The sequence below is a fragment of the Streptomyces sp. NPDC005808 genome (assembly GCF_042871385.1).
GTDB lineage: Bacteria > Actinomycetota > Actinomycetes > Streptomycetales > Streptomycetaceae > Streptomyces.
Genome location: NZ_JBIAIK010000002.1, coordinates 203,166 through 223,718 on the forward strand (window position 1 = coordinate 203,166; position 20,553 = coordinate 223,718).

Annotated in this window: 20 protein-coding genes and 1 pseudogene; 7 read left to right on the forward strand and 14 right to left on the reverse strand. The window is 72.0% G+C overall.

Annotation, left to right across the window (positions count from 1 at the left end; all coding sequences use genetic code 11):
• Positions 1-72 precede the first annotated feature (72 nt).
• Genes ACFYPC_RS04455 through ACFYPC_RS04465 form a run of 3 tightly spaced genes read right to left on the reverse strand, consistent with a single transcriptional unit; the run spans position 73 to position 2,076 of the window.
• A complete protein-coding gene (locus ACFYPC_RS04455; RefSeq protein WP_388670583.1) occupies positions 73-774 on the reverse strand; it encodes an ABC transporter ATP-binding protein in 702 nt (233 codons plus the stop codon).
• Positions 758-1,462, reverse strand: coding sequence for an ABC transporter ATP-binding protein (locus ACFYPC_RS04460; RefSeq protein ID WP_388670586.1), 705 nt, complete (start codon positions 1,460-1,462; stop codon positions 758-760). The genes ACFYPC_RS04455 and ACFYPC_RS04460 overlap by 17 nt, the downstream gene beginning before the upstream one ends.
• Before the next feature lie 11 nt (positions 1,463-1,473).
• Complete coding sequence (locus tag ACFYPC_RS04465; RefSeq protein WP_388670589.1) at positions 1,474-2,076, reverse strand: hypothetical protein; 603 nt, start codon at positions 2,074-2,076, stop codon at positions 1,474-1,476.
• Between the two features lie 161 nt (positions 2,077-2,237).
• Between ACFYPC_RS04465 and ACFYPC_RS04470 the strand changes: the two genes are divergently transcribed.
• Positions 2,238-3,548, forward strand: coding sequence for a histidine kinase dimerization/phospho-acceptor domain-containing protein (locus ACFYPC_RS04470; protein ID WP_388670592.1), 1,311 nt, complete (start codon positions 2,238-2,240; stop codon positions 3,546-3,548).
• A 39-nt stretch (positions 3,549-3,587) separates the two neighbouring features.
• Entirely contained in the window at positions 3,588-4,448 is an 861-nt protein-coding gene (locus tag ACFYPC_RS04475) for a hypothetical protein (protein ID WP_388670595.1), read from the forward strand.
• On the opposite strand, the gene ACFYPC_RS04480 is transcribed toward ACFYPC_RS04475, so the two are convergent.
• The 4 genes from ACFYPC_RS04480 to ACFYPC_RS04495 are packed head-to-tail and all read right to left on the reverse strand — an operon-like array spanning position 4,429 to position 7,903.
• Complete coding sequence (locus tag ACFYPC_RS04480; protein ID WP_388670598.1) at positions 4,429-5,862, reverse strand: sensor histidine kinase; 1,434 nt, start codon at positions 5,860-5,862, stop codon at positions 4,429-4,431. The genes ACFYPC_RS04475 and ACFYPC_RS04480 overlap by 20 nt on opposite strands.
• Before the next feature lie 32 nt (positions 5,863-5,894).
• On the reverse strand, positions 5,895-6,557 hold the full coding sequence (locus tag ACFYPC_RS04485; protein WP_388670600.1) for a response regulator transcription factor: 663 nt from the start codon (positions 6,555-6,557) through the stop codon (positions 5,895-5,897).
• Between the two features lie 9 nt (positions 6,558-6,566).
• Complete coding sequence (locus ACFYPC_RS04490; RefSeq protein ID WP_388670603.1) at positions 6,567-7,205, reverse strand: phosphatase PAP2 family protein; 639 nt, start codon at positions 7,203-7,205, stop codon at positions 6,567-6,569.
• The gene (locus ACFYPC_RS04495) at positions 7,202-7,903 is read right to left on the reverse strand and encodes a DedA family protein (RefSeq protein WP_388670606.1); all 702 of its coding nucleotides are present in this window, start codon (positions 7,901-7,903) and stop codon (positions 7,202-7,204) included. Before ACFYPC_RS04495 ends, ACFYPC_RS04490 begins: the two co-directional genes overlap by 4 nt.
• Before the next feature lie 114 nt (positions 7,904-8,017).
• On the opposite strand from ACFYPC_RS04495, the pseudogene ACFYPC_RS04500 reads away from it, so the two are divergent.
• Together ACFYPC_RS04500 and ACFYPC_RS04505 are read left to right on the forward strand one after the other, a co-directional pair.
• Positions 8,018-8,383: pseudogene (locus tag ACFYPC_RS04500) on the forward strand (BlaI/MecI/CopY family transcriptional regulator); the annotation flags it as partial.
• Between the two features lie 59 nt (positions 8,384-8,442).
• Positions 8,443-9,378 carry a M48 family metalloprotease gene (locus ACFYPC_RS04505; RefSeq protein ID WP_388670609.1) on the forward strand — a complete coding sequence of 312 codons (936 nt, stop codon included), beginning with the start codon at positions 8,443-8,445 and terminating at the stop codon, positions 9,376-9,378.
• Between the two features lie 40 nt (positions 9,379-9,418).
• Here the strand turns inward: ACFYPC_RS04505 and ACFYPC_RS04510 are convergent, their stop codons facing one another.
• Both ACFYPC_RS04510 and ACFYPC_RS04515 read right to left on the reverse strand, forming a co-directional pair.
• A complete protein-coding gene (locus ACFYPC_RS04510) occupies positions 9,419-10,582 on the reverse strand; it encodes an MFS transporter (RefSeq protein ID WP_388670612.1) in 1,164 nt (387 codons plus the stop codon).
• Positions 10,583-10,658: 76 nt separating this feature from the next.
• Positions 10,659-11,021: an ArsR/SmtB family transcription factor gene (locus ACFYPC_RS04515; protein WP_388670615.1), complete on the reverse strand. Its 363-nt coding sequence runs from the start codon at positions 11,019-11,021 to the stop codon at positions 10,659-10,661.
• A 291-nt stretch (positions 11,022-11,312) separates the two neighbouring features.
• Here ACFYPC_RS04515 and ACFYPC_RS04520 point away from each other — a divergent pair, with 291 nt between their 5' ends.
• Both ACFYPC_RS04520 and ACFYPC_RS04525 read left to right on the forward strand, forming a co-directional pair.
• The gene (locus ACFYPC_RS04520; RefSeq protein ID WP_388670618.1) at positions 11,313-12,797 is read left to right on the forward strand and encodes an AlkA N-terminal domain-containing protein; all 1,485 of its coding nucleotides are present in this window, start codon (positions 11,313-11,315) and stop codon (positions 12,795-12,797) included.
• Positions 12,798-12,865: 68 nt separating this feature from the next.
• Positions 12,866-13,351 (forward strand): methylated-DNA--[protein]-cysteine S-methyltransferase, encoded by a 486-nt coding sequence (locus ACFYPC_RS04525; RefSeq protein ID WP_388670621.1) that lies wholly within the window; start codon positions 12,866-12,868, stop codon positions 13,349-13,351.
• Positions 13,352-13,875: 524 nt separating this feature from the next.
• Here ACFYPC_RS04525 and ACFYPC_RS04530 read toward each other — a convergent pair.
• The 4 genes from ACFYPC_RS04530 to ACFYPC_RS04545 all read right to left on the reverse strand — a co-directional run bounded on the left by ACFYPC_RS04530 (position 13,876) and on the right by ACFYPC_RS04545 (position 17,900).
• Positions 13,876-14,871: an AraC family transcriptional regulator gene (locus ACFYPC_RS04530; RefSeq protein ID WP_388670624.1), complete on the reverse strand. Its 996-nt coding sequence runs from the start codon at positions 14,869-14,871 to the stop codon at positions 13,876-13,878.
• A gap of 260 nt (positions 14,872-15,131) precedes the next feature.
• Entirely contained in the window at positions 15,132-15,869 is a 738-nt protein-coding gene (locus ACFYPC_RS04535) for an NAD-dependent deacetylase (RefSeq protein WP_388670627.1), read from the reverse strand.
• 147 nt (positions 15,870-16,016) lie between these two features.
• Positions 16,017-16,508, reverse strand: a complete 492-nt coding sequence (locus ACFYPC_RS04540; protein WP_388670630.1) for an NUDIX domain-containing protein — start codon at positions 16,506-16,508, stop codon at positions 16,017-16,019.
• Positions 16,509-16,814: 306 nt separating this feature from the next.
• Positions 16,815-17,900 carry an ADP-ribosylglycohydrolase family protein gene (locus ACFYPC_RS04545; protein WP_388670633.1) on the reverse strand — a complete coding sequence of 362 codons (1,086 nt, stop codon included), beginning with the start codon at positions 17,898-17,900 and terminating at the stop codon, positions 16,815-16,817.
• 186 nt (positions 17,901-18,086) lie between these two features.
• Between ACFYPC_RS04545 and ACFYPC_RS04550 the strand changes: the two genes are divergently transcribed.
• Positions 18,087-19,211: a glycerate kinase gene (locus ACFYPC_RS04550; RefSeq protein ID WP_388671993.1), complete on the forward strand. Its 1,125-nt coding sequence runs from the start codon at positions 18,087-18,089 to the stop codon at positions 19,209-19,211.
• A gap of 39 nt (positions 19,212-19,250) precedes the next feature.
• On the opposite strand, the gene ACFYPC_RS04555 is transcribed toward ACFYPC_RS04550, so the two are convergent.
• Positions 19,251-20,459 (reverse strand): helix-turn-helix domain-containing protein, encoded by a 1,209-nt coding sequence (locus ACFYPC_RS04555; protein ID WP_388670636.1) that lies wholly within the window; start codon positions 20,457-20,459, stop codon positions 19,251-19,253.
• Between the last annotated feature and the right edge of the window lie 94 nt (positions 20,460-20,553).

A 20,553-nucleotide genomic window follows, 5' to 3' on the forward strand; every position in this document is an offset into this window, starting at 1 on the left:
GCTGTCGGGTGGTCAACGGGCGGTCCGGCTTGGTCTGTTGGTTGCTCAGTGGGCCGACGGCCCAGGCGGTTTTCATGACGTCTCCTCGGCCCGCTGGGGGGTGGTCAACCGGCCGTCTCGCATGGTCAGTCGGGTGGTGAAACGGGCGGCGACGGCCGGGTCGTGCGTGGTGACGACGAGGGCCGCGCCTGTCCGCCCGGCCGCCGTCAGCAGTGCCTCCAGGACGCGCCCTCCGGTGGCGTGGTCGAGCCGGCCGGTGGGTTCGTCCGCCAGGATCAGGCGGGGGCCCTGGGCCAGCACGCGGGCTGCGGCGACGCGTTGCGCCTGACCGCCGGAGATCTCCTCGGGCAGCCGCTCGGCCAGCTCGGAGGCGTTCACCAGGGCGAGGGCCGCGATGGCCTCCTGGTGGGCGCGGTCGTCCGGCACTCCGGCGAGCACCAGCGGCAGCGCGGTGTTCTCGGCGACATCCAGGGCGGGGATCAGGCTGTCGCCCTGGAAGACGAGCCCGATGCCGGGGGGCCCGGCGTCCGGGGCGGGCCAGGTGACGCTGCCGCTCGTGGGGCGTTCGAGGCCGGCCAGCAGATGCAGCAGCGAGGACTTGCCCGAACCCGAGGGGCCGACGATGGCGAGCCGGTCACCGGCACGCACCCGCAGGGTCGCGCCGTGCACGGCGACCACGGCGTTCGCGCCGCGGCCGAAGGTCAGGGCGGCGTCGTCGCAGGCGACGAGTACGTCGTCGGCGGCGGCGGGCGTGGTCTTACGCGTCGACATCATGTGCCCTCCCGTCGTCCAGAGCGATCACCCGGTCGGCGATCCGTACGGCCTCCGCGCTGTGCGTCACGATCAGGACCGCGCAGCCCAGGGCGGCTCGGTCGCGCAGCATCCGCAGGATCAGGCGCTCGGTGTCGCCGTCGAGTTCACCCGTGGGTTCGTCCGCGAGCAGGACGCCGGGGGAGTTGGCGAGTGCGACGGCCAGGCCGGCCCGGGCCAGCTCCCCGCCGGACAACTGACGGGGCAGCGCGTGCGCCCGCCCGGCGAGCCCCACCTGATCCAGCAGCTCCCCCGCCGACACCGCGGGCCGGCCCCGTACGGCACCGTGTGCAAGCCGCACGTTGTCGCGCACATTGAGATGCGCGACAAGATTGCGGGTCTGGAGAAGTACGCCGATGTGGCGGGCCCGCAGCCGGGCGCGCTCGGTCTCGGGCCGATGGCTGACCCGTACGTCCCCGACACGCACCTCTCCGCCCGAGGGCTCGTCGAGGCCGGCGAGGCACGACAGAAGCGTCGACTTGCCCGCCCCCGACGGCCCCACGACGGCGACCGTCTCACCGGGCCGCACCCGCAGGGACACTCCGCGCAGGGCGAGCGTCTCCTCCTCGCCGGCTCGGAAGAAGCGGTACAACTCCCGTGCACTGAGCCCCGCTTCGGACTTCAGGGCGGTTTCCCGCACGACGTCTGGCACAGTGCTCGCCCTCACTTCCATGTGAAGGAGTCGCTGACGATGCGCCAGGGATCCACGTTGTCGGCGTTCACCGGCCCGGACAGCGTGACGTCCACCTCGTGTCCCTGCCGGTAGAACGCGTAGCGCTCGAACGCGTCGCGCACGACCTTGCCGGTGACCGGGTCCGGGGCCGAGTCGCCCTGGTACTTCAGCAGTACGGCACTCCCGCCTTTCCGGGCCACCTGCGACACCTTGGCTCCGCTGAACTTCGCTACCTGGCCGGTGAGTCGGGGAACGACCGTGCCGGTGACGGACGCGGTGGTGGGGGCCGAGGACGCCGACACGGGGGAGACCTCGACGCGGTTCAGTTTGTCGGTGAAGACCGTGGTGCCGCCCTGGGTGCTACGGGCCCAGCCCTCCGGCACCTTCACCGTGAAGCCTCCGCCGGACGGCTGGTAGGCGACGTAAGCCTGGTTGTCGGGGATGTCACCGGGTGGATTGGACTCGGTGGGTGCCGCCGCGGCGCTGCTGGATCCGCCGGTGGAAGCACCGCCGGACGTGGAACATCCCGCGGTCACCGCCGCCGCGAGTACGAGTCCAAGGACACCGATGGTCCGTACGCGTGCCATGGTCATGGCCACTTCCCTCCTGAGAAACCTGCCGACCGACCGGACGCGGTCATGGCACCGACGCTAGGAAGTGACGGGTTAACGCCCCGCACAGCGAGGGTTAGACGACGGCAAAAGCGCGTGGCGGGCTTCGCCGGGCCGGGTGGGCGGCCCGCATGATGAGGGGCATGAGACAGCGTGTCGTGCGGGTCGCGATCACCGCGGTGCTGGTCGCGCTGATCCTCCTCGCGATCCCCCTGGCCCTCGCCGTCAGGTCCACCCTGTACGCCGACCAGCGGGACACCCTCGAACGGGCTGCGCTCGCCGCTGCCGTACGCGTGAACCCGGACTACGCGACCGGCGACCCGGTGGAACTGCCGCCGCCCGGGGCGGGCGAACGCCTCGGCCTGTACGACCCGAAGCTGATCCTGCGGACGGGCACCGGTCCCCGTACCGGCGACGCGGCGGTCAGCCAGGCGCTCGGGGCCGTCGTCGCCCGGGACCAGACGGCCGGCCAGCTCGTCGTCGCCGTACCCGTCTCGCACAACGAGCAGGTCATCGGCGTCGTGAGGGCCTCGTCGGCCGTATCGGTGGTCCGTGACCGTGTCCTGCTCGGCTGGGCCGCCCTGCTCGGTGCGGCGGTGCTCGCCCTCACGGTCGCCGTGCTCGTCGCCCGGCGTCAGGCGCGTGCGCTCGCGGCCCCGCTGGAGGCGCTCTCCCGGCACTCCCGGGCCGTCACCGAGGGTGACCTGACCGCCAGGGCCGAGCCCAGCGCCATCGCCGAGATCGACCAGGTCGCCCGCGCGCACAACGACATGCTGCACAGCCTGTCCGAACTCCTGCGGCACGAAAGGGACTTCACCGCCAACGCCTCCCACCAGCTGCGCACCCCGCTCACCGGGCTCCAGCTCACCCTGGAGGCGGGGCTCGCACAGGACGACACCAGGCTGCGTCCCGCGCTGGAGGAGGCCCTCGCCGCCACCCGGCGGCTGCACCACACCGTGGAGGAGGTGCTGCGCCTGGCGGGCTCACCCGGTCTGCCGCACCGAGTCACACCGGACCGGCCAGTGGCACAACTGCTCGAAGAGACCGACGAACGGTGGCATGGACTCTTCGCCCAGGACGGCCGACGCCTGGACTGCGGCTCCCAGGACGCCCCGGCCGACGTACGCGTCCCGGGCGGACCCGTCGCCGAGATCCTCGGCGTCCTGCTCGACAACGCCCGTATGCACGGGCACGGCAGCGTCCGCGTCACCGTCCGGGACCTCGACGACGCCCTCGCCTTCGACGTCACCGACGAGGGCGGCCTGCGCACCGAACCCGGCCGCCTCTTCGCCCGCGGGCACACCGGCGGCGGCGGCACGGGCATCGGCCTCGCCCTCGCCCGTGACCTGGCCGTCTCCCTGGGCGGCAGGCTGTTCCTGGCGAGCGGCGACCCTACGACGTTCACGCTGTTCGTCCCGGTCCGCCAGGACGAGGGGGCTGTTTCCGCACGGTAGTCAGGATGCGTTCAGGCTCCGGCTGGCACGGTCGGCCTCATGACATCCGAGACCTCTGAGACATCGGCTTCCGACACGTCCACGGCCTACGGCGGTGCCGGCACCCCCGGCACCGGCGCCCCCGGACACCGCCTCCGCTGGAACAAGGTTCCCGAAGTCACCGCGTACTTCTGGATCATCAAGGTGCTGTGCACCACGGTCGGCGAGACCGCGGCGGACCTCCTGAACGAGAAGCTGGGCCTGGGTCTGACCGGCGTATCGCTGCTGATGAGCGCGCTGCTCGCGGTGGTCCTCGTCGTCCAGTTCCGCACCAGCGCCTACCGGCCCGGCGTCTACTGGTCGGCCGTGGCCCTGATCAGCGTCGTCGGCACGCTGATCAGCGACAACCTCACCGACAACCTGGGCGTGCCGCTGACGACCAGCACCACGGTCTTCGCCGTGGCCCTGGCCGTCGTCTTCATCGCCTGGTACCGCAGCGAGCAGACCCTGTCGATCCACAGCATCGACACCCCGCGCCGCGAGTCGTTCTACTGGCTGGCGGTGCTGTTCACCTTCGCGCTGGGCACCGCCGCCGGTGACCTGGTCGCCGAGCGGATGGCCCTCGGTTACTGGGTGTCCGCCGTCCTGTTCGGCCTCGCGATCGCCGCGGTCGCGCTCGTCCACTTCGCGTTCGGCCTGAACGCGGTGTGGAGCTTCTGGATCGCGTACGTCCTCACCCGGCCGCTCGGAGCCTCGATGGGCGACTACCTGTCGCAGCCGACCGCTGACGGCGGCCTGGGTCTTGGCACCGTGATCACGAGCGTGCTCTTCCTGGCGGTCATCCTCGGCCTGGTGGTGTTCCTGTCGGTGACGCGGAAGGACGTCGCTGGGCCCGACCGGCTCACCCCGCAGGGAGGCTGACCACGAACTTCGCACCGGGGGTGTGCCGTTCGTCGTGATGCACCTCGCCGCCGCAGGAGCGGGCCAGGCGTCGCGCGAGCGGCAGGCCGAGGCCCGCTCCGCCGTGTCCGTCGGCGGGATCGGCCCGGCGACCCGGCTGGAAGAGCAACGTGGCGAACGACGGCGGTACGCCGGGACCGTCGTCGGTGACCTCGACGCGTATGCCGTGGGTGTGCGCGCCGGCCCGGATCTCGACCCGGGTGTGCGCGTACCGCAGGGCGTTGTCGAGCAGGGGGCTGACGATCCGTTCCAGGAGGGCGTCCGGCACCCCGGCCGAGAGTCCGGCGTCCGGGACGGTGGCGACGACGGTGACGTCATGTGCGGGACCGAGGCGGTCCGTGAGGCGTCGCAGCACAGGCAGGACGTCCGCCGTGCCGGGTGCGGTGGGCGCGCTGTCGCGGGCGTCGTCGAGGAGGGTGTCGCAGATCGTGCGCATGGACCGGGCGGCGTCGGCGATGGCCGCGTGAGTGGCCGTGGTCTCGGCGGCGGAACGGGGGCGGGCCTGCCACCAGTCCAGTTCGGCAATGATCCGGGCGAGCGGGTTGCGCAGCTCGTGCGACAACTCCCGGGTGAGCTGACGCTCATGCCGCAACAGTGCGCGGATACGGTCCAGGAGGGCGTCCAACGACCCGCCCAGCCGGGCGAGTTCGGTGGGACGGGTCAGGCTCCCGAAGCGTTCCTCGGAGGCTATGGCGCTCCACCGGGTGGCGTCGTCGGTCATGGTGCGCACGGGACGCAGCGCGCGCCCCACCGCCAGCCGCGTCAGCCCGTAGGTGCACGCCAGCATGGCGGCGTCGAGTGCGAGCGACGCGAGGAGCAGGGTGTCGGCCGAACTGCGGTAGGGGGAGAGATCCAGCGCCGTGACGACCGTCGCGGCGCCCGTGTCGCCGGGCACCGCTCGCGAGCACAGCCGGACAGTGCCCTGGGCGCCGGCGGTGACGCACTGCGGGCCTCCGGGCGCGGCGAGCCGCGTGGCGGCCCGTGTCAGCGTGCCGGTGGCGGTGGTGGACGGAGGCTTCTCCAGGAGCCGGTCGCCCGCGTAGATCCATACGTTCGTATCGAGGAGCTCCTCGCCGGGCGTCTCAAGGACGCGCACCTGGGAGCCGCGGGTGTCGACCGTCGCGGCGACGGCGGCGGCCCGCGTGTCCAGCACGTCGTCCGCCTGGTGCTGGAGGTGCTGCCGTACGACGGCGTTGAACGCGACGGTGAGGATCACCATCAGCAGCGTCGCGGTGGTGAGCGCGACCAGGGAGAGCCGGCCGCGCAGGGTGCGCGGCCACCAGCGGGAGGCGAACTCCGTGACGGCAGGCGGTGGGCGACGGGACCCGGTCGTCTTCCTGGGAGGCGGTGGCCGGCGGGGGGCGAACGTCTTCATGACATGCGGTGGCCGGCGTGAGGCGAACGTCTTCATGACAGGCGGTGGCCGATGCCGCGCGCCGTGGTGACGGTCACCTCGCTGCCACTGTCACGCAACTTGCGCCGCAGCCTGGTCAGATACTGGTCGAGGGTGTTCTCACTGACCTGGGCACCCTCGGGCCAGCCCGCCCTGAGCAGTTCGCGTCGGCGCACGATGCCCCCCGCCGCCGCCATGAGTACCGCCAACAGCCTGAACTCCGTAGGAGTGAGGGCGACTTGGGAGCCCCGGACGGTGAGGCCGTGCCCGACCGGGTCCAGGACCAGGTCTCCGGCCGTGGCCGCAGGGAGGGGACCCGTGCGCTTGAGCGCCGCCCGCAGCCGGGCCGCCAGTTCCGTCAGATGGAACGGCTTGGGCAGATAGTCGTCGCCCCCGGCCGAGAAACCGGCCAGCCGGTCCGTGAGGTGGTGATGTGCCGTCAGGAAGATGACGGGGGAGAGGAACCCATTGGCCCTGATCGCCTGGCACACGTCCCGCCCGTCCGCGTCCGGCAGGCCGACGTCGAGCACGGCCGCGTCGACGTCGTCCCCCGCCAGCCGAAGCGCGGTCGCGCCGTCCCGCGCGGGCACGGTGTCGAAGCCCTCGTCGCGCAGCCCGCGCCGCAGCACGTCACGCAGGGCGTGATCGTCCTCGACGACCAGAATCCGGTTCCGCATGGTCCACCCTCACCCGCTCTCGTACGACGTGGCCTCTGCGAGGTGCGGCGCGACAAGGAGCGGCCCGAGCGGCGTCGCCGTCAGCCGCCCCGGGAGCGACTCCGGGATCTTTCGCAGCGCCGCCGTCAGCAGCATCGCGACCAGCGTGCCGACCAGCACACCTGCGGCGACGTCGTGCGGATAGTGCAGGCCGACCCAGACGCGGGAGACGGCCATCGCGCAGGCGGCCGGTACCGCGACGCTGCCGAGGCGACGGGACACCTGGAGCAGGGCGACGGCAGCAGCGGCAGCGATGGCCGCGTGATTGCTGGGGAACGACCAGTCACCCGGTGCCGGACACGCCTCCAGCGTCGAGACGTGCAGGCTCCGACAGGGCCGGTCCTCGCGAACCGCCATCTTGAGCAGGGTGTTCACCCCGTACGCCACGACGACGATCAGCGGCACGGCGAGCGCGATCAGCGAGGTCCGCGCGCTCACCCGCCGCGCCCGCCACCAGCCCAGCCCCATGAGGACCGCGAACAACCCGAGCCCGTACGCCGACCACGCGGACACCAGGCTGTCCAGCCAGCCGGGGGAGTCCTGGGCCAGGTCCACCACGTATCGGTAGGCGGAGCCGTCGACCGAGGAGCCGTCGAACGCGAGGATCATCCCTGGGCGCCCTTCTCCGCGGTGGCCGCCCGGCGGGAGCGGTACAGCTCGGCGGCGAGCGGGAGCAGGGACACGGCGATGATCACCGCGATGATCGGGAGCAGGTAGCGGTCGACGTTCGGGATCGACGAGCCCAGCGCATATCCGGCGAGGGTGAGGCCGAGGGTCCAGATCAGGCCGCCGACGACCTGCCACAGGGTGAACGTCCGCGTCGGCACGTTCAGCGCGCCCGCCACCGGGTTCAGCACCGTGCGCACCACCGGCACGAAACGGGCCAGCACGATCGCTTTCGCGTAGCCGTAGCGCTCAAGGAGCTCTTCGGCACGCTGTGCCCCTGCGTGCAGCCGGGGTGAGCGGCCGCGGGCGAGCAGGGCTCCGCCTGCCTTGCGCCCGAGCAGGAAGCCGGTCTGCGAACCGGCCAGCGCACCGATCGCGGCGGCGGCCAGCAACGGCGCCAGCGAGAGCTTCAGGCCGCCCTGCCCCGACCCGGTGCACAGCAGGCCCGCCGTGAACAGCAGCGAGTCACCGGGCAGGAAGAAGCCGATCAGCAGGCCCGTCTCGGCGAACATCACCACACCGACGCCCAGCACGCCGAAGGCGGCGAGCAGGGACTGTGCGCTGAGTACGTTCACCGCGAGCTGTGAGCCTGCGAGCTGTGACCCCGCGAGCTGTGAAGCTGCGAACAAAGTTGCCGCCATCGTCGCGTGCCCTCTCATACTGGACGAGCGGGTACGGCCGAGACGCACCCGAGTGACTACAATGCTGTAGACGGTCTACTGAACTGTAGACGATAGCGGGGTGAGGATCGTTCCATGACCAGCGACAAGGACGAGCGCCGTCCGGCGGGCGAGCTGGAGGCCACTGTCATGGCCGCGCTCTGGGCCGCCGACGCGCCCCTCACACCGGGCCGCGTACAGCTGGAGCTGGACTCGGGCCTCGCCCGTACGACGGTGACGACGATCCTGTCCCGCCTGCATGAGAAGGGCATCGTCGGCCGCGAGCGCCAGGGCCGCGGTTTCGCGTACTTCCCGGTCCAGGACCCGCACGGGCTCACCGCCCGGCGTATGCACACCGAACTCGACCGGGACGAGGACCGCGAGACGGCGCTTGCCCGCTTCGTGGCCCAGCTCAGCCCCGATGACGAGCGCCTGCTGCGCGACCTGTTGGAAACGGGTGAGGGACTGCCGGAGCCGGCTGCCGGCCCGGGACAGGGCGAGCGCCCGGAATCGGGTGACCGGTGAGCGCTCTGCTGCTGCTCGTCCCGCTGCTACTGCCCTTCGCGGTACCGCCGCTGGCCCGCCGCTGCCTCGACCGGCTGGAACCCTCCGCTGCGCTGTGGGCACTGACCCTCGCGGTCCTCGTGCTGGCCGGTTCCTCCGTGGCCGCACTGGGCGCGCTGGTCCTGACCGGCGTGCTCAAGCTGCCGCTCTTCGCGGGCCTGGGCGAGCTGATCCACCCGCTGCGCACCGCGTCGGACTTCTTCGTCCTGCCCGCGGCCGCTGTCGCCACCGGCGTTCTCACGGTCGGCGCCTGGACCCTCGTACGCTCGGCGCTGCACCAGCTGCGCGCCTTCCGCAGCGCCCGCACCCTGGCCGGTAGCCGCCCCACCGCGGGCGACCTGTGCGTCATCGACTCCCCGCACCCGGACGCGTACGCCCTGCCGGGCCGCCCCAACCGCATCGTTGTCACCACCGGGATGCTCCGCAGCCTCGGCGTCGACGAGCGCGAGGCGCTCTTCGCCCACGAGCGGGCCCACAACGCGGGCGGTCACCACCGTTTCCTCCTCGCCGCCGAACTCGCCGCCCACTGCCACCCGGGACTGCGCCCGGTCCGTGCGACCGTCGCGCTCGCCGCGGAACGCGTCGCCGACGAGGCCGCGGCCGCCGCGGTCGGGGATCGCCGGCTGGCCGCGCGTGCCATCGCCCGCGCCGCCCTCGCCGCCACGCGGGCCGCCGAGTCCCTCCGCCCCGGTTTTGCCCCCGCGGCGGCCACGGGGCCTGTCCCTCAGCGAGTCGCCGCTCTCCTCGCCTCCCCCGTACGCAGGCCCCGGGCCGCCTCCTGGATCGCCTTGCTCCTGGCCGTGTGCGCAGCCGTCTCGGCCGGTGCCGCGGCCGGGGGTGTGCTCGCCTTCCATCACGAGGTGGAGGTCGCACAGGGCGAAGAGCCGCGCTGAGTCACTCCGGGGGCACAGCGGCAGAGTTCTCGCCGGCTCTTCACAGGTCCTGGACGCCGCTCCGGCGGGCGCCACCCGAGCGACTCCGCAACAGCACGGCCGCCACCGGCCCCATCGCCAGCAGCACGGCGAGTGCCCCGTACCCGTACGTCAGTGTCGCCACCGTCGCGACCCCCGCGACCAGCAACGGCCCGCCGGCGTCGCCCAGTTCGCGCCCGAGCTCAGCGGCTCCCATGGTCTGGCCGAGCCGTTCCTGAGGAGTGCTGGAAGCCAGCGCGGCAAAGCCCAAGGGTGTGATCAATCCCGTGCCGACGCCGATCAGTGCGGCGGCGAGAAGAACGCCCGTCAGGCCCGGGAGCATCGCGCAGGCCAGCCCCGCAGCGGTGAGGACCAGCCCCGCCCCGATGCCCACGCGGGCGGTCAGCCGGCCCGCGTCCAAGGCCCGCCCGGCGCGCGGCTGGACGACCGCCGCGCAGGCCGCGAGCACCGAGACGGCCGCACCGGTCGCCACGGTGCCGAGCCCCGCGACCGCACCGGAGACGGGCAGGAACCCGACACCCACGGAGAGCGCGGCGGTCGCCCCCGCGAGAGCGGCCGTCGGGGTGAGGAAGACCGGGTCGGCGAGGCGGCGTGCCAGATCGAGCACGGTCTGCCGGGCGCGCGGCAGCGGAGGCACGTGCGGCACGGCCGACAGAGCCCATACGGCGACGACGGCGGCGAGCGCCGCGAGCACGGTGAACAGCAGCCGCAGCCCGCCCGCCCACACAAGGACTCCGCCGAGCAGCGGACCCATGGTATAGCCGAGGGATTTGTAGAAGCCGTAACTCCCGTACACCCGCCCGTGCTTGGCCGCCGGATTGAGCCGGGCCAGCAGAGCCGACGCCGCGGGCGAGAACGCCGAGGCCGCCGCGCCCTGACCGAGGCGGGCTGCCCACAGCCACCCGGGGCTGTCGACGACGGCGTACAGAACGGACGCGGCACAGAAGGCGACGAGGCCGCCGAGTAGGACGGGCCGGGCGCCGATCCGGTCGGCGATCGTGCCGAACACCGGCTTGAGCAGCACCTCGGCGCCGTCGTACAGGGCGAGCAGGCCGCCCAGGACGAGCAGTGAGGTGACCCCGTCCTCGGAGCCCCCGCCGAGGTTCGCGGCGATGCCGTGCGCCCCGAAAGCTGTGGTGAACCCGGCGGCGTACAGCGGCCACATCTGCCGTGCGGACGCTCCGTTCCGCGGATTCCGCGGAGAGGATGTCCCCCTTCGCGGCGAGTCCGCCCCCGTCACCTCATTCGGGCGTGTCACTGAGGCCCAGCCGCAGGTGTTCCACGTGGTAGACCGCCTGGTCGAGGAGTTCGGCGACGTGGTGGTCGTGCAGCGCGTAGACCACCGAGCGTCCGCTCCGCTCGCCGACGACCAGGCCCAGGTTGCGCAGCAGCCGCAGCTGGTGCGAGCACGCGGACTGCTCCATGCCCACCTCGGCGGCCAGCTCGGTGGCCGGCAGCGGGCCTTCGCGCAGCCGCGCGAGGATCAGCAGGCGCGAGGGGGTGGACAGCGCCTGGAGCGTGGTGGCCACCTTCGCGACGTTGGCCGCGTCCAGACGTACGCGCGGCGTGGCGTCCTGCGTGGTGGTGACGGCTCCATGACCCATGGACGGCATCCTACTCGGCGCACATGAAGGAATGAAGGTATGAATGAGTCTTCATGTGTTCCTGTTTGGTGTCCGCGTGTCGTCTCCCAACTCTCGCCCCGTCGGCCCGAGGGCTCGACGGTCCTGGTCGGTCTGAACGGGCTGCGGCTGCTGCGGGACTCCGCATGGAGGTCCGGCAAGGTCGCAGGAGCGTAGCAACGTAGGAGAAGGCCGATGGCGCGTCCCAGGGCGCGTGAGGTTGATGTCGGATTCCCGCCAGCTCCGGCCTCGCGGGTGCCCGATGCTTGGGGCATGCAGAACGGGATGCACACCGATACGGAGAACTGCGTGCGCGCCGTCCAGTCGAAGGACGCGCGCTTCGACGGCTGGTTCTTCACAGCCGTCCTGACCACGCGGATCTACTGCCGGCCCAGCTGCCCGGTGGTGCCGCCGAAGCCGGAGAACATGACGTTCTATCCGAGTGCGGCGGCCTGCCAGCAGGCCGGATTCCGGGCCTGCAAGCGATGCCGGCCCGACACCAGCCCCGGTTCGCCCCAGTGGAACCAGCGCGCCGACCTCGTCGCCCGCGCGATGCGCCTGATCGGCGACGGGATCGTGGACCGCGAGGGCGTACCGGGCCTCGCCACCCGGCTCGGCTACAGCACCCGCCAGATCGAGCGGCAGCTCCTCGCCGAGCTCGGCGCGGGACCGCTCGCGCTCGCCCGGGCCCAGCGTGCCCAGACCGCGCGGCTGCTCATCGAGACCACCCCGCTTCCGATGGCGGAGATCGCCTTCGCGGCCGGGTTCTCCTCGATCCGTACCTTCAACGACACGGTCCGCGAGGTCTTCGCACTGTCACCGAGTGAACTGCGGGTGCGGCTGCCCGAGAAGAACGCGAGGGCTGCCACACCGGGAGTGCTGAGCCTCCGGCTTCCCTTCCGCGCCCCGCTCAACCCCGACAACCTCTTCGGCCACCTCGCGGCGACGGCCGTACCCGGCGTCGAGGAGTGGCGCGACGGGGCGTACCGGCGCACCCTGCGCCTGCCCTACGGCCACGGGATCGTCGGCCTCACCCCGAACCCTGACCACATCGCCTGCCGCCTCATCCTGAGCGACCTCCGCGACCTGCCCGTCGCCATCAGCCGCTGCCGCCGCATGCTCGACCTGGACGCCGACCCGGTCGCCGTCGACGACCAGTTGCGCACCGATCCGTTGCTGGCGCCGCTCGTGGACAAGGCACCCGGCCGCCGGGTGCCCCGGACGGTCGACGAGGCCGAGTTCGCGGTACGGGCCGTGCTGGGCCAGCAGGTCTCCACGGCCGCCGCCCGCACCCACGCGGCCCGCCTGGTCACCGCGCACGGGGTACCCGTCGACGATCCGGAGGGCGGCCTCACCCACCTCTTCCCGTCCCCCGAGTCACTGGCCGGGCTGGACCCCCAGTCCCTCGCGATGCCGCGCACCCGTCGAGCCACCTTCACCACGCTCGTACGTCAACTGGCCGACGGATCGATCCACTTGGGCATCGACAGTGACTGGGAGGAGACCCGCGCCCGGCTCCTCTCGCTGCCGGGCTTCGGCCCCTGGACGGTCGACGTCATCGCGATGCGAGCTCTTGGCGACCCCGACGCCTTCCTCCCCACCGACCTCGGAATCCGGCGCGCCGCCCAGGAGTTGGGCCTGCCGTCCACCCCCGCCGCGCTCACGGCACGCGCGGCGGCCTGGCGTCCCTGGCGGGCGTACGCGGTCCAGTACCTGTGGGCGACGGACAGCCACCCGATCAACTTCCTTCCCGTGTAAGGCCGTACGAGATCACCCACACGAAATCACCCAGTCCGAGGACGCATGAGCCCGCACAAGGACCTTCCATGAGACACCACACCGTGACCGACAGCCCCTACGGCCCTCTGACCCTCGTCGCCGACGAAGGCGCCCTCTGCGGCCTCTACATGGTCGGCCAGCGCCATCGCCCTCCGGAGGAGACCTTCGGAGCACGCGGCGACAACTCCCTCTTCGACGCGGCGACACGCCAGCTCACGGCCTATTTCGCGGGCGAGTTGAAGGAGTTCGACCTGCCGCTGCGGCTCGACGGCACGCCCTTCCAGCGCGGAGTCTGGGAGCAGCTGCGCAAGATTCCCTACGGCGAGACCCGCTCGTACGGCGAACTGGCCGGAGTCCTCGGCAACTTGGGCGCCTCCCGAGCGGTGGGCCTGGCCAATGGCAAGAATCCGGTCGGCATCATCGTGCCCTGCCACCGCGTCGTCGGCGCGAACGGAAGTCTCACGGGATACGGCGGCGGTCTGGACCGCAAGCAGCGTCTCCTGGACTTCGAGAGCGGTGCCGCCCTTTTCTAGAACCCGTCGGGCGAACAGCCTGTCGGGCGGACAGGGTGGAGGACAGCTGCGGTGTCCAATCAATGCGGTGAGCGGGGGCTTGGCGCGTCCGGCCGCACGGCGGAAAAGGGCGGCGGTCACGCGACGGGGGCACCCGGCCCTCATCCGGCTCGCATGGCTCGGAGGCCCGGGTCCGGCCCACCTGACGAGGGGGAGTGGCCGGACCCGGGAGGCACGGGCTCCCGCACCCGTGTCCTTGCCCGTCGCCGAAGGGCGGATGCGGGAACGGGCGGCGCCGACCCCGTCCGTCCTGTCTGCGTCCGCGCCCTTCGGAAGGCGGTACGGAAACCGTACGGCGGCACGCGAGCCGGCGTCGCTCCGCATTGCGCGGCGCTGTCCGGATTGCGCGGGAGGTTTCCTTCTCCGCGCGTTCCGTTGCCATGGAGCCAACGGCATCCATGGCTCAACCGGCCTCTGTGGACGCACTGGTGGCGGTCTGTGACTCCGCTGGTTCCGGTGGTTTCTGCGGTTCCGGTGGTTTCTGCTCAGAGGCACAAGCAGCGCAGTGTCTGGGACGGCGTTTCCCCGAACCGGGCCCGGTAGCGCCGCGCGAACCGGCCCAGATGCGCGAACCCCCACCGGTAGGCGATGTCCGTGACGCTGACCGTCCCCGGAATCGAGACCTTCAGCTGCTCCCGCGCCCGTTGCAGCCGCACCTCGCTGACGTACGTCATCGGGGACATGCCCAGATTCTTGCGGAAGGCGTCCTGCAGCGTGCGCACGCTGACCTGGGCGATGGCCGCGAGCGCGGCGGCGTCGTAGGGCTCGGCGGGCTGCTCACGTACCGCGTCCATCACCCGCTTGACCGCTGCGGGCCGCATGGACGGCGGCGGCGCGTCCAACGCCGCCCGGTACTGGTGATCGCTCGCCAGTAACAGGCCTTCCAGCAGGGCCTGTTCGATCCGTCCGGCGAAGATCGGCTGCCGCAGCAGGCCGTCGGGCACGTCTCTGTCCAGCAGGCTCCAGGACAGCAGATTCAGCCAGCTGAGGCCCGGACCGCTGCCGATGTCGAATGACGGCTCGATGGTCGGGCGGCGCTGTACCGGTCGGCCCAGGAGCGTCTCCAACTGCCCTACCAGGGCAGCCTTGTCGATCTTCACGTTGATGGTGGCACAGTCGGGCGAGTAGTCGGCGATGAGGTTGTCGCCGCTCGCGGGATCGACGACCACTGCGCGGCGGGTACTGGCGTACCAGACCGGCCCCCTGCCCTGCCGCACGCTGTGGGAGCCGGCGATGGGCGCCGACACGTGGTAGTAACCGAGTTCGCCTGTACGCGCCTTGACGGGTGTTCCGTAGCTGACCTTGCCGACCGTCAGTGCGCCCAGGTTGATGACCGCGAAGTCCGCGACGAGGTCGCCGGCGTTTCCCACGACATCGAAACGAGCCTCGCTGAAGACCGTGTTCACGGTCGCCCGGACCTCGTCCACTTCGCGCGTCACAAAGCTGGCGAACTCGACGGTTTGTGGCTTCTGCACCTCCATGGTGGTCCCCTCGTCACCACCAGAATGGCTGAATGCGCCACGGGCGTCAGCAACGCCGCCAGAGTCCGTCGAGCGATTCGCGCAGGGCGGTGCGCGCCGAGGGACGCATCACCCCGCAGTCGCTGCCGGCGCCACGGACGCGAGTGCCGAGAGCCGAGTGCCGAGAGCCGAGAGCCGTGAGCCGTGAGCCGTGAGCCGTGAGGACGCCACGGTCACCGGCACGCCGACCTATCCGGCGCCGGGCAAGCTGGGGCGGGGCCCTATGACTCGCTCTCGGTGCCCAGCCGATGAAGCAGCTCGGGCAGGGCGGTGCCGATGGGCTCCCGGATGACCTCGTCCGCGCGGTCGTCGTACGGCGTCGGTTCGGCGTTGACGATGATGAGCCGGGCCCCGTGGTCCGCGGCCACCCCGGCGAGTCCGGCGGCGGGCTGTACCTGGAGGCTGGTCCCGACGGCAATGAAGACCTGGCACCCCTTGGTGATCGCGAGGGCCTCGCCGAGTACGACGGGGTCGAGCCGCTCGCCGAACATCACCGTCGCCGACTTGAGGATTCCGCCGCACGCCAGGCACCGGGGGTCGTCCTCTCCGGCCTCCACTCGCGCGAGCGCGTCCTCCATCGGTGCCCTGGCATCGCACTGGGTGCACACCACGGTCCGGGCGGTGCCGTGCAGTTCGAGCACCTTGCGGGCGGGCATGCCGGCGAGTTGGTGCAGCCCGTCCACGTTCTGTGTGATCACCCGCACCGGTACACCGGACCGCTCCAGCTCCGCCACCGCCCCGTGCGCCGTGTTGGGTTCGGCCCGCAGCGTCCGGTTCTTCCGGCGCATCTGCCAGGACCGATGCCGGATCTCCGGATCGCCCATGTAGTACTCGTAGGTCACCAGCTTCTCGGCCTCCGGATCCCGGCGCCACAGGCCGTTCGGCCCGCGATAGTCAGGGATCCCGGAATCGGTGGAGATACCGGCTCCACTCAGGATGGCGACGAGAGGCTTGCTCATGGGCCGAGGGTAGGACGAGTGCCTGCGCGAGGCGAATGGGTTCTGCCGTCGGAGGGTGCACGTCAAGCCGCTGGACCCTGCCCGAGGCTGATCCGGAGGCCGGCTTCCGGAGTCAGCCGACTCGGCGCCCGTTTCCGGCTTCCGAAGTCAGCCGACTCGGTGTCCGTTTTCCAGCTCCGCGGTCCCCGTGCCCTCGGCCAGTACGTCGAGCGCGGTCATGACGCGACGCCCCAGTGCGCCCGGGAGGTGCTCGGCCAGCTCGTCCCGTGGGACGAGGCGCCAGGACAGGAGCTCCTCCTCCTGCAAGCGGATCGCCTTGAGTTCCCGCTCCGTGAGGACTCCACCGTCGTACAGATAGGCCACCAGCGGGGGCCGAGCCGTGCCGTGCACCCAGTCCACCGCGAGCAGCCGGCCGAGTTCGATGTCGAGGCCGATCTCCTCGGCGGTCTCCCGGCGGGCGCCCTGGCGCGGAGTCTCCCCTTCGTCCGACTCGACCGTGCCGCCCGGCAGCGCCCAACCGTCACGGTAGTTCGGCTCGACGAGCAGGACACGCCCGTCGGCGTCGCGGAAAAGGGCGGCCGCACCGGCGAGGACGCGGGGGAGGCCCGCGATGTATGTCGCGAAGTCTTGAGTGGTCACCCACGAAGGGTAGCGAGCTTGCGCAGTCGTTCCTCGGACTCGCTGCCCGGTTCGGAGGATGGGTGGATCGGACGGACTCAGCCACGGAGCCCCCTCCAACGCCGGGCGTACGCACGCCACTTCGAGGTCGCCGGCAACCGGACGGCGACAACGGCAGACCGGGGAACGGAACGCGATGACGTCGTGGTTCGTTTGCCGCTGCCGCTGCCGCTGCCGCTGCCGCTGCCGCTGCCGCTGCCGCTGCCGCTGCCGCTGCCGCTGCCGCTGCCGCTGCCGCAGCCGCCGTGACGCCCCCGCTCCTGTGAGCTAGGGGGCCCGCGTCAGCGCGACCGTCCGGGCAGCCAGCTCGCTGATCCGCACCCCGTCGAACCCGAACACCGCACTGCGTACGGTGTCCTCCAGCGGGTCCTGCCACTGAGGTGGGATCGCCGCAGCCCCGCACAGGACACCGGCCACGGAGCCCGCGGTCGCGCCGTTGGAGTCGGTGTCCAGGCCGCCGCGGACGGTCAGGGCGATGGTGCGGGTGAAGTCGCCGTCGCCGTACAGCAGCCCGGCGGTCAGGACCGCGGCGTTCGGGATCGCGTGGATCCAGCCGAGCCCCCTGGTCTCCTCGGAGACCGTGGTGAGCGTGTCCTCCCAGGTCATCCGGGTCTCGTGGAGCGTGAGCACCCGGCGCACGGTGCGCGCGAGGCGGCAGCTCGCGGGGATCACCGTGAGGGCCGTGTCCAGCGCGTGCCGCACGGTCGGCGCGGTGAAGGCCGCCGAGATCAGTGCCGCGGCCCACATAGCGCCGTACACACCGTTGCCGGTGTGCGAGAGGACGGCGTCACGGCGGGCCAGTGAGGCCGCGCGGCGTGGCGCGTCGGGGCAGGTCCAGCCGTAGACGTCGGCGCGGATCAGAGCCCCGATCCACTCCTGGTAGGGATTGTCGTACGTCGCTGTCAGCGGCGGTTTGAGCCCGTTGGCGAGGTTGCGATACGTGGCTCGCTCCGCCGTGAACGTCTGCAGATACGGCAGCCGCAGCAGCCACAGGTCGCCGACCTGCTCGGTGCTGAAGTCGAAGCCGTGTGTCTCCAGCAGGTCGAGTCCGAGGATCGCGTAGTCCACGTCGTCGTCGCGGCAGCTGCCGTGGATACGGCCCCGTACGCAACTGCGCCACTCGGGCCGCAGCTCGAACTCGCCACTCCCGCTTCCGCTTCCGCCTCCGTCGGCGGCAGGTCCGGGCAGGTAGTCGGTGAGGGGCAGGGCCGCGGCCTGCCGCAGATAGCGGTCGATCCGGTCCCGCGTCCAGTGGTCGCCCTGCTCGACCGGTTTGCCGAGCATGTTGCCCGCGATCCGGCCCAGCCAGCCCCCATGGATGCGGTCGGCGAGCTCGGTGCCCACAGAGGTCATAGCTCCGGTCTACCCAATTCCGGGCATACACGCGCGGTGTTCCTGGGGACCGGCGGGGCATGACGGCGGGGGCTTCCTCCGGTTAAGGTCGCAGCGGCGCGACTGCCTTGACGTGTGCAAGGCCAGAAAGCAAGGGGATGCAAGGTGGCGGACGCTGCTGTGAACCGGACTCGGCAGGCGGCACATGTGCTGATCGCCGCGGACAAGTTCAAGGGATCGCTGACGGCCGTGCAGGTCGCCGAGCGGGTGACGGCCGGGCTGCGCCGTGTCGCGCCGCAGGTCGAGGTCGAGTCGCTGCCGGTGGCCGACGGCGGCGACGGGACGGTCGCCGCGGCCGTCGCGGCCGGGTTCGAACGGCGTGAGGTGCGGGTCGCCGGGCCGCTCGGTGACGAGGTCACGGCGGCGTACGCCTTGCGGGGCGACACAGCGGTCGTGGAGATGGCGGAGGCCAGTGGGCTGCAGCGGCTGCCCGCCGGGGTCTTCGCGCCGCTCACGTCCTCGACGTACGGATCAGGGGAGCTGCTGCGGGCCGCGCTGGACGCCGGGGCGCGGTCCATCGTGTTCGGCGTGGGTGGCAGCGCCACGACGGACGGGGGCGCGGGCATGCTGTCGGCGCTCGGTGCGCGGTTCCTGGACGCGGAGGGTGAGCCCGTCGCCCCTGGCGGTGGTTCTCTGAGCGATGTCGTGACCGCGGATCTGTCCGGTCTCGACGCCCGGATCTCCTCGGCCTCGGTGGACTTCGTGCTCGCCTCCGACGTGGACAACCCGCTCACGGGTCCCAAGGGCGCGCCCGCCGTGTACGGCCCGCAGAAGGGCGCGAACCCCGACGATGTGGCCACCCTGGACGCGGCGCTCGGCCATTTCGCCGCCGTCCTGGAGAAGGCCATCGGTTCCAAGGCCGCTGAGTACGCGGCGGCGCCCGGTGCGGGTGCCGCGGGCGGTATCGGGTACGGCGCGCTCGTGCTCGGCGCCCGCTTCCGCCCCGGAATCGAGGTCATGCTCGACGTCCTCGGCTTCGCGGCGGCGCTGGAGCGGGCCACGCTGGTGATCACCGGTGAGGGTTCTCTCGACGAGCAGACCCTTCATGGCAAGGCTCCTGCCGGGGTTGCCGCCGCCGCGCGTGCCGCGGGCAAGGAGGTGGTCGCGGTCTGCGGGCGCCTGCGCCTTCGCCCGGAAGCCCTCGGCAAGGCCGGCATTCGCCGTGCCTACCCCCTCACAGAGGTGGAGCCCGACATCGCGAAGTGCATCGAGGACGCGGGGCCGATCCTGGAGAAGGTGGCGGAGAACATCGGGCGGGACTTCTTGTCCTGAGCGGGTGGGGACTGGGGGCGGAGGGGGCGAGATAACGCCTCACCGCCCCGCCACTCCCGACAACCGATACGCATCCAACGCCAACGTCATCTCGATCAGATCCCGAGGCCGGGCCAGCGACCGCGATGTCAGTTGCTCCAGCCGGCGCAGGCGGTTGAACACCGTGTTCCGGTGGCAGTACAGCCGGCCCGCGGCCCGTCCGGCCGAGCCCTCGCACGCCAGCCACACGTCGAGCGTCTCCAGGAGCACGGCCCGGTCGCCGGGCTCCAGCTCCAGCAGCGCCCCGAAGACATCCGCCACCAGGCGCCCCGCCAGCTCCGGCTGGCTCACGACGAGCGCGGTCGGCATCCGCTGGTCGAGGCGTACGACATCCCTGGCGTCCGGCGGGCAGGTACGCAGCGCCAGCTCGGCGAGCCGCCGGGCCCGGCCCAGCTCGGCGAGACCGGCCACCACGGGACTGATACCGCCGGGCCCCAGACACCGTCCGTCGAGGAGACGGGCCACCCCGTCGAGCCCCTGCCCGGTCCCCAACGCCACCACGCCCACCTCGCAGTCCGCCCGCATCCGCCAGATGAGACGCAGCCCCGCACCGAGCACGGGCCGGGAGCACACGTCCCGGCCGTCGTGGCGCTCGGCACGCAGCACGACCACGGCGTACGGCCCGTGCTCCGGCAGGTCGAGCCCGGCGGCGGCGCGCGCCGCGAGCCCGGGCGTCTCCTGCCCCTCCAGCAGGGCGTCAAGGAGCGCCTGCAACTGCTCGTCCGTACGCCGCCGCAGCTCCGTCTCGGTGGCCCGGTACGCGTCCGTGGCGGTCGTGGCCTGCGCGTCCACGGCGGACCACACCATGGTCGCCGAACGCATGAGCATCGCGATCCGCTCCGGTTCCCGCCCCACCGCGCCTTCCATCAACGCGTCCCACACGAGGTAGCCCGCGGCGCGGTAGGCATGCACCAGCAGCTCCAGCGGAAGCCCCTGCTGGGCCCTGCGGCGGCCCGCGTCCTCGGCGTACTCCAGATCGCGGCGTGGTGAGTCCCGCGGCGCGGAGATCGTCTGGATGCCGACGCGCATCGCGGCCTCCGCCTCCCGCCACTGCTGGTCGTACGGCAGCACCTGTCCGTAGACGGGGGAGTACTCGGTGAGCTGCCTCAGGTGCTCGTCGACGAGCTCGGGCAGCCGTTCCAGCAGAGCCGCGCAGGACTCCGCGAGCAGCTTCCAGTCTTGACCGGTCCGCGGTCGGCGTCCGCCCATGGCCGGAGGATGCCACCGGGACGGCGCCTCGGACAGGCCCCTGACACGCGGTGTTGTGCGCGTGCACAACGGCCGGCCACCACCTCTGGGCACC